This window comes from Veillonella parvula (assembly GCF_048309325.1).
GTDB classification, from domain to species: Bacteria; Bacillota; Negativicutes; order Veillonellales; family Veillonellaceae; genus Veillonella; species Veillonella parvula_T.
The window spans coordinates 370,978-386,143 of record NZ_DBFBTX010000005.1 but is presented as its reverse complement, the minus strand read 5'-3'; the positions used below and the strand labels follow the sequence as shown (position 1 = coordinate 386,143).

17 protein-coding genes are annotated in these 15,166 nt (G+C 40.3%); 3 read left to right on the top strand and 14 right to left on the bottom strand.

Translation table 11 applies throughout. The features are described 5' to 3' along the window. Nucleotides 1-15: 15 nt before the first annotated feature. The 14 genes from ACMKPP_RS06605 to ACMKPP_RS06540 form a co-directional block, all read right to left on the bottom strand. The gene (locus ACMKPP_RS06605; RefSeq protein WP_418369511.1) at nt 16-1,527 is read right to left on the bottom strand and encodes a hypothetical protein; all 1,512 of its coding nucleotides are present in this window, start codon (nt 1,525-1,527) and stop codon (nt 16-18) included. 4 nt (nt 1,528-1,531) lie between these two features. Further along, nucleotides 1,532-3,148 carry a Hint domain-containing protein gene (locus ACMKPP_RS06600; protein WP_418369510.1) on the bottom strand — a complete coding sequence of 539 codons (1,617 nt, stop codon included), beginning with the start codon at nt 3,146-3,148 and terminating at the stop codon, nt 1,532-1,534. Nucleotides 3,149-3,159: 11 nt separating this feature from the next. Beyond that, nucleotides 3,160-3,576: a hypothetical protein gene (locus ACMKPP_RS06595; protein WP_418369509.1), complete on the bottom strand. Its 417-nt coding sequence runs from the start codon at nt 3,574-3,576 to the stop codon at nt 3,160-3,162. Between the two features lie 2 nt (nt 3,577-3,578). After that, nucleotides 3,579-4,058, bottom strand: a complete 480-nt coding sequence (locus ACMKPP_RS06590; RefSeq protein ID WP_418369508.1) for a hypothetical protein — start codon at nt 4,056-4,058, stop codon at nt 3,579-3,581. A 1-nt stretch (nt 4,059) separates the two neighbouring features. Continuing rightward, the gene (locus ACMKPP_RS06585) at nt 4,060-5,310 is read right to left on the bottom strand and encodes a hypothetical protein (RefSeq protein WP_418369507.1); all 1,251 of its coding nucleotides are present in this window, start codon (nt 5,308-5,310) and stop codon (nt 4,060-4,062) included. A gap of 2 nt (nt 5,311-5,312) precedes the next feature. Beyond that, nucleotides 5,313-6,731 (bottom strand): hypothetical protein, encoded by a 1,419-nt coding sequence (locus ACMKPP_RS06580; protein WP_418369506.1) that lies wholly within the window; start codon nt 6,729-6,731, stop codon nt 5,313-5,315. Then, nucleotides 6,731-7,204: a hypothetical protein gene (locus ACMKPP_RS06575; RefSeq protein WP_278469615.1), complete on the bottom strand. Its 474-nt coding sequence runs from the start codon at nt 7,202-7,204 to the stop codon at nt 6,731-6,733. Before ACMKPP_RS06575 ends, ACMKPP_RS06580 begins: the two co-directional genes overlap by 1 nt. After that, nucleotides 7,173-7,724, bottom strand: coding sequence for a hypothetical protein (locus ACMKPP_RS06570; RefSeq protein WP_418369505.1), 552 nt, complete (start codon nt 7,722-7,724; stop codon nt 7,173-7,175). Before ACMKPP_RS06570 ends, ACMKPP_RS06575 begins: the two co-directional genes overlap by 32 nt. Before the next feature lie 48 nt (nt 7,725-7,772). Further along, entirely contained in the window at nt 7,773-8,756 is a 984-nt protein-coding gene (locus tag ACMKPP_RS06565; RefSeq protein WP_418369504.1) for a N4-gp56 family major capsid protein, read from the bottom strand. Nucleotides 8,757-8,766: 10 nt separating this feature from the next. Beyond that, a complete protein-coding gene (locus tag ACMKPP_RS06560; protein ID WP_418369503.1) occupies nt 8,767-9,675 on the bottom strand; it encodes a hypothetical protein in 909 nt (302 codons plus the stop codon). Nucleotides 9,676-9,848: 173 nt separating this feature from the next. Next, nucleotides 9,849-11,825: a portal protein gene (locus ACMKPP_RS06555; protein WP_418369502.1), complete on the bottom strand. Its 1,977-nt coding sequence runs from the start codon at nt 11,823-11,825 to the stop codon at nt 9,849-9,851. Then, nucleotides 11,825-12,025, bottom strand: coding sequence for a hypothetical protein (locus ACMKPP_RS06550; protein WP_227068399.1), 201 nt, complete (start codon nt 12,023-12,025; stop codon nt 11,825-11,827). The genes ACMKPP_RS06555 and ACMKPP_RS06550 overlap by 1 nt, the downstream gene beginning before the upstream one ends. Then, entirely contained in the window at nt 12,013-13,365 is a 1,353-nt protein-coding gene (locus ACMKPP_RS06545; RefSeq protein WP_418369501.1) for a phage terminase large subunit, read from the bottom strand. The genes ACMKPP_RS06550 and ACMKPP_RS06545 overlap by 13 nt, the downstream gene beginning before the upstream one ends. After that, nucleotides 13,358-13,729: a hypothetical protein gene (locus tag ACMKPP_RS06540; RefSeq protein WP_418369500.1), complete on the bottom strand. Its 372-nt coding sequence runs from the start codon at nt 13,727-13,729 to the stop codon at nt 13,358-13,360. The genes ACMKPP_RS06545 and ACMKPP_RS06540 overlap by 8 nt, the downstream gene beginning before the upstream one ends. A gap of 346 nt (nt 13,730-14,075) precedes the next feature. Between ACMKPP_RS06540 and ACMKPP_RS06535 the strand changes: the two genes are divergently transcribed. From ACMKPP_RS06535 to ACMKPP_RS06525, 3 genes are read left to right on the top strand one after another with little or no spacing between them, the layout of a single operon-like run. Beyond that, nucleotides 14,076-14,228 carry a hypothetical protein gene (locus ACMKPP_RS06535; RefSeq protein WP_418369499.1) on the top strand — a complete coding sequence of 51 codons (153 nt, stop codon included), beginning with the start codon at nt 14,076-14,078 and terminating at the stop codon, nt 14,226-14,228. Nucleotides 14,229-14,240: 12 nt separating this feature from the next. Beyond that, on the top strand, nt 14,241-14,426 hold the full coding sequence (locus tag ACMKPP_RS06530) for a helix-turn-helix domain-containing protein (protein WP_412214727.1): 186 nt from the start codon (nt 14,241-14,243) through the stop codon (nt 14,424-14,426). A 12-nt stretch (nt 14,427-14,438) separates the two neighbouring features. Continuing rightward, the gene (locus ACMKPP_RS06525) at nt 14,439-14,756 is read left to right on the top strand and encodes a hypothetical protein (protein WP_418369498.1); all 318 of its coding nucleotides are present in this window, start codon (nt 14,439-14,441) and stop codon (nt 14,754-14,756) included. Nucleotides 14,757-15,166: the final 410 nt, after the last annotated feature.

Sequence of the window (15,166 nt, the reverse complement as noted above, 5' to 3'; positions counted from 1 at the left end):
AGTCTACCCCTTTTATTAATAAGATTTTAACCACGATTTATACTGACCGTATCCGGCCGCATCAAGTTCCGCCGCTATTTGGTCGTCGCTCCAGCCTTGCGCTGATAGTTCGTTCATTCGCTTGGAAATTGCTGCTTGTTCTTCGCTTGAATAAGTCGGTTGCCTTTTAACTGTAGGCGTTCCAGCAGCACCAGCACCACCAGCAGTAGGCGCACCGCTTAATGCGCTTTGTAACTGCCCATAATAAGGACTTTCGTTTTCTGCCTTATCTGGATTAGCTTTCACCCATGCCGTATGTTGTGCAGATAGTGTTCTTAATACCTGTGCATTATATCCGCTTGTACCTGTTTGTGATGCGGTAGGTGGTTTAATGTGAGTACCTACATATTTCATGCTGCCGTCTGTACCAACAATATACGTTTTGCCGTCTGGCATAACTTTGATGTTTTTCGCCCCAAAATTACCAATGTTTTTCATTTGGCCGTCCGGTGTCATCACGATAACTTGGCCATTAGCAAATTGTTTTGTCTCGACCTTGCCATAACCGCCCATATCTTGAATAGTGCCGTCGCCCATGTTGTAGCGTACAATATGACCGTTTTGCGCACTACTAAATTTATAGTCCGGTTTATCAAGTGCCGCAATAGAATTCAAGTTATTCATATCAATAGTGCCAGCGCCTACTTTACCCGCTAGATAGTTATATCTTGCCACGGCTGGCGCTAACCCTTTAACCCGTTTTGTGTTATAGGTATCTACAACCGGGTTCCCGTCCTTGTCTTTAACGAATACAAGGTTGTTCATGATTTGCTGGCGCATTGGTTCAAGCACTTTTTCTTGATATTCGTTGACTTGTTGCGTATACATATTATTCACGTCGGTTTGATATTGTTCGTTGGCTAAGCCTTGCGCCGTCTTGAAATCAAAGCCAGCTTTGACTAGGGCGAGTGTATTCGCCCCTAGTCTTTTGCGTGCTTCACTGGTTACGGTTGCTTTATCTGGTATGGAATATTGGCCCGGCGCTTTGTCCTCATTGGTATCACCATTTTCTACCAATTTGGGCGCCCCACGAAAAGGGTTGTTCGCCCTTTGTTGCATCATTTCTTGATATGATTGCGGTATCCCTGTATTAATACCAATATTGTTTAAGTTTTGGAAATTCCATAAACCCGTGTTTTGTGCCTGTGGTGCTTGTTGTTGTAACATAGGACTCGGTGCATCTGTGTTAGCTTGCATCGGTTGTGCCGGAGGGTTTTGCCCACCCCATAAGCCTTGATTATTCGCCACCGCTTGCGCACCAAAGGAGTTATTACGCATAGCATTATTAATAAATTGTCCAGCGTTAAATTGCCCCTGTGTAGGCATTTGTTGTGCCAGTGTTGCCTGTTCACCACCGTTTAGCATATTTTGGTATCCATGCGCTAAACGATTATTTTGGATTTGACCTAATCGATACCCAGCGTATTGACCGGCCAATTCACCGATGCTTTCCCACGGGTTATAATCTTGTAAATAAATAACGCCCATTGTGTTATTCCTCTACTTTCTCCGATTTCTTACCTTTGGAAGTTTTCTTTGTTGTTTTTTCGTCTGTTACTTCGTCAGTATCTTCCGAATTTTCATCTGTCGGATCGTTTGTTTCGTCTGTTTCTTCACCGGTTCCCTTGTCTTCTTTTTTGCCGGTGGTTTCAGATGCTTTCTTTGCATCGGCAATCACTTTTAATTCCTCTTCATTGATGCCTTCCGCCATAATGCCGTTAGCATAGAAGAGATTATCACCAGTACATTGCAATTCAAATACTTGTTCAGTATTGCCGGTTGGCTCACATACCGTTACAGGCTCGTAACCATTAACAGTCATTACTACTGTTTCACCAACAACTAATTCACTGGCTAATTTTAATCCTTCCGGAGTTAAGAATTTTTCTGTATCTGTGGTTGTAACGCCAAAGGATGCGGTTTCAAGGCGATGTGTTTCTTTTTCGCCCATATCGTGTAATTCAATTACATCATTGACCGCACCAATCGTGATTACTTTATCACCATTTACAAATGTTTCGATTGCTTTGCCACCTTCTGGTGTTGCAATTTCAGTACCCGCTACAAAACAAAAACCTTTCATAAGACCTCCTAAGAACCCGCCATTGCCTTGCTTAACCATTGTTTGTGCTGGTTGTGCTAGGCCGTAGCGTAATGTCATATATCTGTTTAATAAATCTTCTTGATCCGCATTATGCAGTCGGCTCATAGAATAGTAATCTTTAGCCGGTTGAGTAGATGCACTTTGTGTTGTTGCGCCGGTATTAATAGGGTTTTGTGCTAACCCTTCACGTTGACCGATAAGGCCCGCCGAAGTACCAGCATTATTCATTTGATTTGTATACCCTTGATTTAACAAGTTCGCTTGATTTACGATGCCGTTTTGTTGGTTATTGTAGGTGTTACCCCATAACCCCATTTTTGCACCGATGCCACTCAAACTATTATTAAATGCTTGCGAATTAAGCGCCGCCGCTTGGTTCAAATCATTTGCATATTGTGCCGCAAGTGTATTGGATGCGTTCTTGCTGATATCATTCAATGCATTATCTGTGATAGAGGAATTAACAATACCACGACTGGCTAAGCTAGATACCGCATTACCTACCGTAGCCTGTAAATCATTATTTAACGCTTGCCGTCTAGCATCTGCATAAGCCGTAGGAAGTTGGCCATTGGTAATACTATCCATTGCGTTTTGATTTTTGAGCAATGCGCCGTTATATTCATTCGCTAGTTGCCCTGCTCCATTGTTCATAGCATCAACGCTGGCCCCTAACTGATTTGCATAACGTGTGTTATCCGTTAAGTTCTTGGCGCCAGCCGTTGCCACTTGATTTTGCAATGCTGCTAGTGCATTTTGGTTGTCTTTGTTAGTCCCCAAATATGCATTGTACATTTGTTGATATTGCGGACTAACTACATTATTTAAGGCTCTATCGCCCATGCCTTGCAAGGTGTTTGCACTTTGATTGGTTCTATTAATCCAATCCATTTGCCCTTGTAAGAGTTGCTTTTCTTCGGGGCCGGCTGGTGGTAAATTAGCGCCTATGCTTTGCACCTTTGATTTTTTGCCGCCCCCAAATAATTGCAAGTCAAATGTAAACATGCTTTTCCTTTCTACAAAGTAGCTTCCAAATGCTCACGCTTTGTTTTTAATACTTTGTAATTAAAACCGTTATAGGTATAGTTCATGTGTGGAACACGTTCCATGTTCCATTTTTTGATGAACCCACGCACACTACGATGTGTGGCTGTAACAATCAAATCAAGATTATTCAACTTCATCACTTCAACAATGTATTTACCTATCACTTTCATATCACCGTATGTTTGCCAGATAGTAAAATACCGTTCGCCCTCATGTTCGTTGATAGTCCAGAATAAGAACCCAGCATTAGGGAACCATTTGAAATAGTAGTTATATTTATCTTTGTAATTGTTGTTTTCATCGAAATAAAAACCTTCAAGGCTAACGCGTTCACCCGTGCGCCATTCATAGTCTTTAATCATGCTTTCAAGGCTTTCAAGTTGCATCGTTAGTCCCCTATTCGTTCTATGCTAAATCTATTGCGATTGCTTCCGGCTTGTACTTGCCTATCATAATACCCGCTAATAGTCAATTTTAAGTGTTGATTATTATAACCATATCCAGTAATAGACATTATCACTTCAAGGTTTCTATTATCATTAATGCGTATTTCTCGACTATCTCGCGTGCTTCCGTCTATCGTAATGCGATAATTTCCACTTGGGAAAAATACCGTATTACGCCATTCGGAGCGATCACTTGCCGGTCTATCTACGTAAATATTATTAAATGCAGCCGGATTATACTGCACGGAATACGTACGCCCATTTTTAATGACTTTTAACGGTGTATTATCATCGCCAATACGCGCGTATAATTCGCTTCCGTTAAAAGGAACCTTAATATTTTGGCCGTTAGTCAAAGCCGCATTTGTAGTTAATCCGAACCGGTAAGTTTGGCCGTTATATTCTAGTACTAAATTAGGCATATTATTCCACCTTCAACTTTGCGCCATTAGGGAATGTTAGCGAATTATCCTTTTCAAACGTTGCTAAACGTTGCCATTCTTTCATACCTTTTGTGTTTGTATCAAAACGAATAAAGGCTGCATTACTATTGGCAAAATATAATTGAGTGCCTAATACGCGATCTTCGCTTGTATACCACGGGAACATAACGCCAATACCCCAAAATTTATAACCCCATATATCGTAGTTATTACATTCGCCAAATGTTACGCCGCTATAACCGGCTTTGTTATTGGCAAGATAATCTAAATCAATAGAGTTATTAGATAGGCCCGGAACCTTTAACGTACCCGTCATAGTATCACCGCTTTTACGTACACAATTAGCCGCATTTGTAGCGTTTGTAGCACTATCTGCGGTTGTTGCCCGCGTTGCCACGTCCGCACGTGCTGCATGTGTTGCTTCCGCTACTGTATCCGTCTTTCTGTAGTAAACACTGCTTAAACCGTTTATCGTATCTGTAATGGTTTTAAGTGTACGGCTTGGATTATTTGTAAAATTAGCATCGCCAGCAATCTTTTTAATAGCTTCCGCCATTTGATTAAGGATATCTGTAATTAAGTAGTCTTTACCGTCTACTGTACGTTTGCCAATTACTGCATCAGTTGCCGTATTTAAGTATGGATCATAATACTTAATTGACTTAACACGTGTTGCATCTGTTATGGCGATTGCGACCACTACACGTAGAATGTTTTTCCAGTACGTGCCTGTGTACACATTCATTTTTTCGCTTGTAGTATTGTAGTACATTTTATCTGTTGCCGCTTCCGGTGCATTTGGTTGCCGTAACGGTTCTAGTGTTGTACTACCATAACTTAGGCCGCCAGATGCGGAGCGTTCAATATATAAATACGATGTACTATTTGCCGGTAGGCTCCAAGCACTTTGCTTACGGTTAATTGTTTGAATGTAATCAACCGCGCCGTAATCGTTGAAACCGTCAGCAAATGACAAAAGAACTGGTGTTTGACTGCCGTCAATCATTACGCTTAAATTATCCCCAGTTAAAAAGGAAAATTCACCGTTGCTTACCTTGCCACTTAATAACCGATTACGTAGACCACCGCCACCACCAGAACTGCCGCCACCGGCTTTTAGTTCTATATTTTGTGCGACGTTCAATATTTCATTTCGGTTTTTCTGTATACTTTCCGGTACTGTATCACCCTGTGGCGTAATATCCAAAGGGTATTTTTCTTTATAAGCCATATTTAAACTTCCTCATATGTATAATCTAACTGGCGTAAGGAAATCGCGCCCTTTTGAACATTGATTTTGAATTGTACATTACGGTTAGCACCGCCACCAATTTTATAAGCCTTTGTATATTCATTGACATTCATCAACGCTTTATAATCGTAAGTCTTAAAGTTCGCATAGTAGGTTTTAACTGCCTTACTAGCAAATTCAATCGGTTTAGGTTTCTTATTAGAAATGCCAGTCGTGCCGTATCCGGGTATTAGGTTATGCGTTACAAAATTATAATTCATAATTAGTATGAATTGCCTTGTTGCCAATCTATTACCACTAACTATAGACGTTTTAATTTGTACGTTATCATCAGTATCTATGGTTTCGTCAAGAATACCAATCTTATTGCCGTAGGCTATGTATACTTCTTTATCTACATTCACCGCATCATTGATATTGTGTGTGAATTTACGCGATGTAAAAACGCCGCGCCCGTCCTCATAGCGTGGTAAGTAATGATAGATAAATACTGTATCACCGTTATATGGCTTAATCCACATTTGTTTACGACTGGATATATGCCATACATCACAATCTTTTGTAATGTATTTCAATAGATACGAGTTAATATTCAATCCGGTTTCAAATGGTTGAATTTCTGCATAGGTATTAGTAGGCATAAAAGACATAAACCCTTGATTGCCTAAATAATAACTGCGATCATCAACACTCACCGTTGCACCGCTACAATAGCCGGTTGAGGATAGCGGATATACTGTTAAATTCCGTGCATCTGGCGTGCCAATAACTTGATACACACGGCCATATTCCTTATATACGATAATTGCACGTGATAAGAAATCTACGGCAATAATGTTGCCTTGGTCTTTATACCCAACATCCACATATTGCGCACTAGATGCATCGTTATTGTTGTGAGTCCATGCGTTGTAGTCGCCTACTGCCGACCAGTTCAACCGATGCGAATGAGTCGATGCAATCAGTACACGGCCAGAATGGCTTGATACTATATCGCATACAGGACTTTCAATAGTGGCTAATTTACCAGCACCGGAGATAACTTGTAATTTATCACCACTAGCAATGAGAATATCACCACCAAATGCATGATATTTCGGTTCTCCTGTACCGTTTAACGTACCTAGTAATGTATTGGTATTGAAATCAGTAGAATATAAATTTCTACCACTAGAAAAATACCATTTGTTACGATAGACATCATAATATAGCGTTTCTACCGGTAAACCGAAATCATACAATACACGAACCCCCGGAACGGTACGCAAGGCATTATCTGTCCTATCAAATTCGCATTGCCTAGCCTGTGTTAAGGCTTGAATATCGATATTTTCCGGTGGGTTCGACCAATCAAGGCCCAATCGGAAGCCGTTTGTTATTGCTACCTGTTTTACGCCCATTATGTGATACCTCGTGCCGTTTTGATTTGTTCTGTGATGTAATCGATGAAGGTCTTATCATAAGCAGCATAATCAGTCATAAGTGATTTCTTCTTCACCATAAAGGATATAAGCTGCACTAGATATTGATGAAAAAATTCGGAAAACGGAATAGTATCGTCTAAATCATCAATGTGATTTTTTCTTACGCTATAAAACACTTGATTAACCGTTTCGCCGTCATACGTTTCAAATGTGCCGTTTATGATGCGGATAGGATAGCCAGTTTTAGGAACGAACCCCATAAAATCGGAAGGAACCGCCCTTTTATCCTGTATATCCATATTCTTAACTACTTCACGGTCTTTAATACTAACTAGGATAGTCGTTAGCCAGTCAATCGCTGCGTTAATGTACTGGATATATTCTAGTTGTTCATCAAGGATTTCGTTTGACTCTACATTAACGAGAGTAATCAATTCGCTTACTACCATAATTCCAGTATCCTTCCGCAATTACACTATCATTGTTACCTAACCCATTATTAATTGATTGCAACGCACTAACCATATTTGCTGAAATTCCAGAAATATCAAGGTTCATAACCCTATATACGATATAGTCAACTAATAATGTTTCAAGTTCCGCTGGTAGTCCGCTTTCATCTTCGAGCATCTTATAACCAGCAGTCTTTATATAATCAACGGTGATTTTTTGCTCTTTGTCCGCATCAAATACTACCGTTTGTAAATTCAATGCTTGGTACCTATCTACTTCCGCATCATCTGCTTTGACTTTCAATATGCTGATGCATTGGAAAGGCAATGTGATCCGTCCACGTCCAGTACCTTCAAATGTTCCTGTTGCAAGGCTCGGGCAATATTGACCGATTAGGGCATTTAACAGGTGATTGCCCTCGTTGTAATACTCCATTAAGTAATACGGAGTATATTGTTCTTGCGAGGTATCGCCTATTTGCATGAACGCCCTATTGATGAGTTGTTTTACGTTCATATTCACCCCATATAAGAATAAAGGCGGGTGTTACCCCGCCTATCATATTTACGCTTCTACTACGCCACCAGTCATAACATTGATTACGCCGTAATCTTTGTTGTCAAACTTGGATTTTTCGATTGCACCATAGAAAGCAATGCCGTTACCTTCTACGTTGCCGTAGTCGTCCACTTGTTTGATGTGTTTCGCCGGACGAGATACCGCAAAGCATGCCGCTTGTTTACCAAGCAATAAGTTGTGGCATACGTTAGCGTTAGATGCACCTGTTTTGTCGTTCAATACGCGTTCGTATTCGTACAAAATAACGCCGTCATATTCGCCTAATGCACCTGTAAAGATAGGGTTTTTAGAACCGCGAATATTAGCGTTTTGTTGCGCTGCGAGCCACTTCGCATCATCTTTCAAATCACGAGCCGCCCACGTAGATACTAACATGATGTATTTATCCATGCCGTCAACCTTGATTGGGGCAACTTTAGGCCCATGCATTTTCGCTTTACGTTTCGCACGGGAAATGAGCGTAGTAGTCAACTTATCATTTGCCGTGATAGATGCTTGTGTACCAGCAGCGGAAGCATACAATGTTTCACCAGCGGTAGGAGATGCAGAAAGTTTAGCAATCAACTTGTTATCTTGCCAATCAGCTAACCATTGTTTCAATGCACCTTTGATTTCTTTTAACATGTCATATTGTGTTTTTTGGTCGTCCGCTTCAAAGCGAGATACCGCATTACGTACTAATTGAGTTTGTACGGTGAAGTCGTAGATGTTCAACGTTTCTTCGTTACCAGTTAATGTCGCACGGTTACCTTCAACACCAGCACCGCTTAAATTCATCATCAAGCCGAATGTTACTGCATCGCCTTTAACGCCTTCTAAATCTTTGTTTTTATGTACAACGTTAGAACCGTCCATTGCGGTGAACTTATCGAAGAAAGACTCTTTTAGTCCTTCGTGCCACACTTTTTTAGTCCAAATCTTAGGGACTAACGCCGCTGGGATAGTAACTTGATTTCTTTGTTCTGCCATATATTACCTCTTATAATTCGTCAAAATATTTGCGTACATCGTCCGGCAATGCATCAAGATTGCCTGTGTCATACGCTTTTAAAATATCTTCTTCCGTTACCTTGTTAGGTGTAGGAACGCCACCATTGAGTGCGCCAGCCTTAGGCAATGTCGCCGCTACTTCTAGTGGGTTGTTTGGTACTTCGGTACTTGTCGCCCGTTCATTTTGCAATTCATCAACAAATTTTCTAATGGTTTCAAAATCGGCTTCTGTACCTTCGCCCTGATCAACACGATAAAATGCATCATTAATCGGTTGTGCATCACGCATCATCATTCCGTTTAACTTGTCTAAACCGCGTTGATACAACTCGTTAAAGTTTGGTAGCGATTTAATTTCATTCACAAAATTTACGTTTTTTTGCCGTTGTTGATGTACTGCAATTTGCTGATTGGTGATTGCGTATTCTGCATTAGCTTCAAAACGAATAAATTCGTTGTACTTTTCAGCATCTTCATACATCAAACCTTCTAAATCTTCCGCCGTCATATTGAAACGTTTTAACGCTTCACGGCGTACGAAGTCGCGAATATTTGATACTTCTTCTTGCGGTAACTCAATTGGTTTTTGTTGCGCTTCGAATTGTCTAGCACGTTCTTCCGCTGCTTTACGTCTTGCGCGTTCCTGTGCAAGTGCCGCTTTTAAGTTCTGATCGTTCGCATGCGTTTCTTCTTCCGTTTCACCTTCGTTAGTATTCGGCGTTTCTGTTTCTACTTCCGCATCATTCGCATCACTTTCCGGTGTTTCAGTAGAGGGAACATCGTTTGCACCTTCCTGTGTATTCGTTTCTTCGGTTGTATCTTCCAGTTCTACGCCTGCGTTTTCTAAATCTTCTGGAGTGAAACCAGCTTCTTCGATGTTTACTAAATCTTTTTCCATATCAAATACTCCTTTGCCTTTTTACGTCATTGCTGGACGAATATAAGAATATGACAGTTTAACGCCGTTGTCGGGCGAATGTATAAGTGCAAGTAGTTTAACGCCATTGCTTAGGGCGAAATATAAAAAACGCCCCATATAGGAGCGTTTTATTATTGTGTTGATAGTTTATATTACATACCGCCCAAATCGTTCACAGGCGGTAAAATTTGCGGTGCATTTTGAATGTTTTGTTGTCTACCTTTCAAGGCTAACCGTTCCGCCATAATTTGTTGCGGCGAAATTTCAACGCCTAGCGTTTGTAAGTACATGCTTAATGCTTCTGCTGGCATATCATCTAGGCTGCCGCTAACACGCAATTCTGGCATAGCTGGCTTTTCTGCCGCTTGCTGAATACGCTTCTTGACGGCTTCTTTTTCTGGGAAGTCCATGAAATCAAGGATAATATCCATAGGAATATCAACACCACTTTTCTTAGCTTCTAATAATTGATATAGGTTAGCTTTACGAGCCGTTGCGCTTGCTTGGCTGGTGCTAATCACAATATCAAAATCAAAGCAGCTTAAATCATATAAAACTTGCTTAATCGGATTACCTTCCGCATCGGTCTGTGGCTGGCCTAGTGCATCGGTTAAAATCTGTTCTTGCATAGGTTGATTTAAACCCGGTGCAATTTGTACAAATTCCTTCTTGCCGTCGTCGCCCAAAATTCGCATCGCCTTTTCTTGGTTATAGAACTGCGGAATTAAACCCGGAGCGTTTTTCTCGCCCCATAGCAATTTGACAATTTGTAACTCCGCTTCTTTTGTCTGTGCGAATATATCCGCCGTTTGTACGGTTGTTACAGATTGCCGCAAGTCGATTGCCTTGCCACTCATAGAACCAATACTACCGGAAAGGCTTTCCGGGGTTATACCGCTGATTGAATAAAAGTCGTTGTCCGCTTGTTGTTCCAAAGTTAGATTAATAGCGCTATCCATTGACGGCGTACCGTCTTGGAATGTAACACCCGGCTTCAAGAATATATTTGCTCCCGGTGTTGTGCTTTTCTTTTCGATTATTTTCTTATCGTGTTCATCTATTTGGCCTTGCCAGAATCTCACACCTAAAGACTGTTGATTAACAACATGCATTCGTTGGCTTCGGTTTTTATTCTTTTCACGTTGCGCATCTTTAAGATCACGCACAACGCCGGCTGGTTCTAGTTCATCATCTATTAATTCACCCGTATAGTAACAATATTCACGCACTAGCGGGAATTTACCGTGCTTATAAGGACTTTCGCCCTCTTCTAACAGCACACTATCGGAGAATGTTGCATATCTGATTTTAGTATCTGGTATGCTAGTAGGTTTCTTTCCTGTAGCCAGTAACACAACAAATAGCGGGTTGTTTTCATCAATTAGGCCCTCTTTTGTCATGTATACATTCTTTTTGCCGTATTCCTTGTACCAGTATTGAACTACACGAACTTTTTTATACTTTTCGTTATACCACAACGCTTCACCGTTAATGGTTTCAATCGCACCGGCTTCTAGTTCTGTATCGTCATATTTATGACTCAACATATCAATTTCATTAGCTTTATCCGGATATACCTGTTTTAGCTTTCTTGTGCTTTCCCAACTATACCGGCCAACGAATTGCGCATCGCTTAAATTTTCTTCTGTGCTTTCCGGATCAATGAACACATCAAACGGAGAAACACGTTCGATTTTAATTGCTCCGTCTAATTTGTTGTAATCAAATTCATAGCTTACCCAGTAATTGGCTAAACCGCAAATAATCTTATCGCGGAAACATTTCCCCTTATTGCGTTGATAGTGCGCGCGGTCTAAACAGTACTTTGTAATACCTTTCGCAACGCGGCTTATTCTATCATCTTCTTCGGAGCGCGGTAAGAAGTCCGGTTCTGTTTCGTTTTGTGATGCATAACCGCACAACAGATTAACAGTTGCCCGTATTCTATTGATTGTAATCGCAGGGCGACCAGCTTCACGCATTTTTTTCAAGTCAGCATCTTCCCATTGTTTACCTTGCATAAATGCATAATCTTCGGCAGCATTTTGCCGCCAGTTCGATGTAGCACTCAATGCGCTTTTAACGTTTGCTTTCGCTTCGTATATATCAAATGTTTGTTCTATATCCATTATTCCACCATTTCAGAACCATATATCATATCGTACATTTGTTCTATTTGCCATTGCGGCATAGCTTGCGCAAATTCCGCCAATTCCGCATCAGTGTATTTCGCCGGAATAATAACGCCCTTTTCCTCGCGTTCTCCGTATTCCGACTTCAACACCTTATAGGCGTAATCACGTAACGCCTTTTCACTCATACGCCCCATGCAGTTACCTCTCCTTCTGTTTCATCTTCATATCTATAACCGTCATTAAATGGCTTGTTAGGCTTAACAGATTTAACAGGCCGTGCCATACACATATAACGCACCGCATCATACGCATGATCTTCTTGCTTTGTATCTACATCTTCCACTTTGATTTTGTCATAAGTTAAAGCTGGTAACGTGCGTATTAGATGTACGCAATTACTAAATATCTTTAACTTACCTTCTTTAAGCCTTTGATGCACTTGCATAAGTCCGGCCAATCTATCATTATCAGCACGCACCCAGTACACGCCTTCCGTTGCGAATATTTCCGCAATCGTTGGCCCGTCATGCCCTGTTCGTTGCCATATAGCCGGATCTGCAACGCCTTGATAGTCTTTCATGTGTTCTATTTTTTGCGCTACTTCCCGTGCCGTTTCCTGTGTACCAGTATCCGGCATGCCCGGCTTGCAGCCGTAATATTCACCAGTAACATATAATACATCGTCATAATCAACCGCATAAGAATATACTGCATATGGTTTCGTATACCCCCAGTCCATTGAACGGTATCGCTGCCAATGATGCGGTACTTCAAACGGTTCTATTACGTGCTTATCCGTTCTAAATTCCGTGAATACTTGACCTTCAAATATATTCCAATCGCCTTCAAGGTATGCTTTACGTAGTTTTTCCGGCAATGTATTAAGTGCATCTATATAATTCTGTGATAGATGCGGGTTGTCGCTCGCCCTTGCTTGGATATATGCAATCTTATCGGCGAACGGTTGCATTTCCTTTGTAAAGTTTCTATCAATGAATAAATCCTTAACCCACATATGGCCTTTACCGCCCGGATTAGTTGCCGCGATTAACTTCGTATCACTTATACCAGTCCAACGGAGCCGCATACGCAAAAAATCGAACACATCACGACTGTTCAAAGTTAATTCATCAATAGCAATAGCAGCGAATTCACTTGATAAGTATTTACTTGGGTTATCCAAATTTCTAAAACAGATAACACCGCCGCCTAATTCATCGTTTAATGTGAATTCATGGTTACTTTCTTTATAACTTCCTAACCATTCCGGGAATTCCATTTTGATTTTAGAGATTTGACGATCATCTAAACTTGGATAGTCCTCACAGAATAACCCAACACGTATGCCTTTAATTCCTGTTTTAATGAACCAATCAATTAAAAGCCATATCAAACCCCAACGGAGTATATACGATTTACCACCACCAGCAGCGCCGCCATATAGCGTATATATGTTTTGCTTCACTGCCCGTAAGAATTCTTTCTGTTTAGGCGTTGGCCGTATCACATCGCGAAACAGATTTGTTTTACTCATCTGCATCACTCAATTCATCGTTATCAATAACCAACTTAACGGCGCTTTGTGTTGTGATTTCCTGTTGTATCTTATCGCGCCATTCTTTAGACTTGCGATTTTTAAGCCAGAATATAATTGCGGTTGTGTTTCCTTTCAATGCTTCTTTGTAAAGTGCATTTTCAACTTGTATATCTGCTTCGTCTTTTCCTATTTTTAGGGCGCTCGATATTTTCGGAGATTTCTTGCGCCATTCCCATAAGGTAGAAACTGCAATACCCATATTAGATGCAATTTGTTCATTTGTTAGACCGTTACGCGCCCAACCTTGCAACAGTAAAATCTTTTCTTTTTCTTCCCAATCCTTATATGTAGTCTTTGCCATTGTTTCACCCCCTTATTTTAGAATGTTATTGTCTTTTGCTTTCATACGCCTATGTGATCGTTGACATATTCCGGCAACTTGTTTGGCTGCGTGTTGGCTAGTGCAATATGTTTGGCATCGTCCGTTATATTCGATTGTTTCAGCCGTGCATATGCCGTGCTTATCATTGTTTAAACAATGCTTTCTATCGCAATGAATTTGCGTCATATTGCTATCCTTTCCAATAATCACATTACACATTTCGTGTAATTTTAAAAATACGGTTGACGTGTCGCGGTTACCGTGTTATACTCTAATCAAGGTAAGGGGAACGAACCCCAATAGTTAATCACAAGGAGAAAATAAAATGTACACATTAAAAGACTTGAACTCAAATCAAACTTGGAACTTTGATAACCAATCACAAGCATCTGAATTTATTTCAACTATGTCATTCGGTTTTGAATGGCAATTACTAGACACAAATAATCAAGTTATTGCAACTCACATTTATGAATAAGGAGATTTAATAATGACCACTTCAAGCAACAAAATAAAAGAGGCCCGTTTAAAAGCGGGTCTCACACAAAAAGCTGCTGCTGAATATTTAGAAATGCCACTCCGCACCTTCCAAGATTGGGAATACGGTTCTAACGCCCCTAAATATGTAATCAATATGGCGGTTAAAATGTTAAATGCAATTCAAAAAAATAAATAGGAGAATAAAACAATGCAAATGACTATCCAAGAAATTAAAAACGCGATCAAATATAACGAACTTAATAACATTGAAACACTTCAAGCTACCTATACAGGTATCAAACACAATAATAACGGTATAATTCAAATACTAGGTTATGACGATTTAAGCAACATTATTATGATGCTTCGTTATATCGCTGAAAAGTGCGAACTACTCCGCCAACACACCAACTCTATATATGATGCATTCGCCGCTTTTAATCTACGCGAAACAATATTCGATACTATAGATGAATACCAACAAGAAATGAATAATCAAATACGCCATATGTTAGCCGCTAGATAATAGCGGCTTTTTTAATTACTCAAAACCAAACACGCCACAACTTAATGTGATCTAGCATCAAAACAATTTGGGTTAATTTGGTCTAAAACCTTTACATAATAAATGCAGCATGTTCAGTTTTCAATAATTAAATGTTGCTTTTATACAAGAAATGGGATATATCGCCGTGGATATACCCCATTTTATTTTAGTTTTATTCATTTTGTTTGTATGTTCCAAACAAATACCGGCAATCTATGAAATCGTACAAGTAGTTATGGTATTAGGAAGTACATATTTAACAAGGACCGTATCTCAAATAGCATGTGTTCGTGAAAGGAATTTAACGCCGGTATCTGTTTACAACACACAAGGGGAACGTTTATAGTTCCCCACGGTGTCGTATGTTTAATAGGAGAATTTAGTCAATG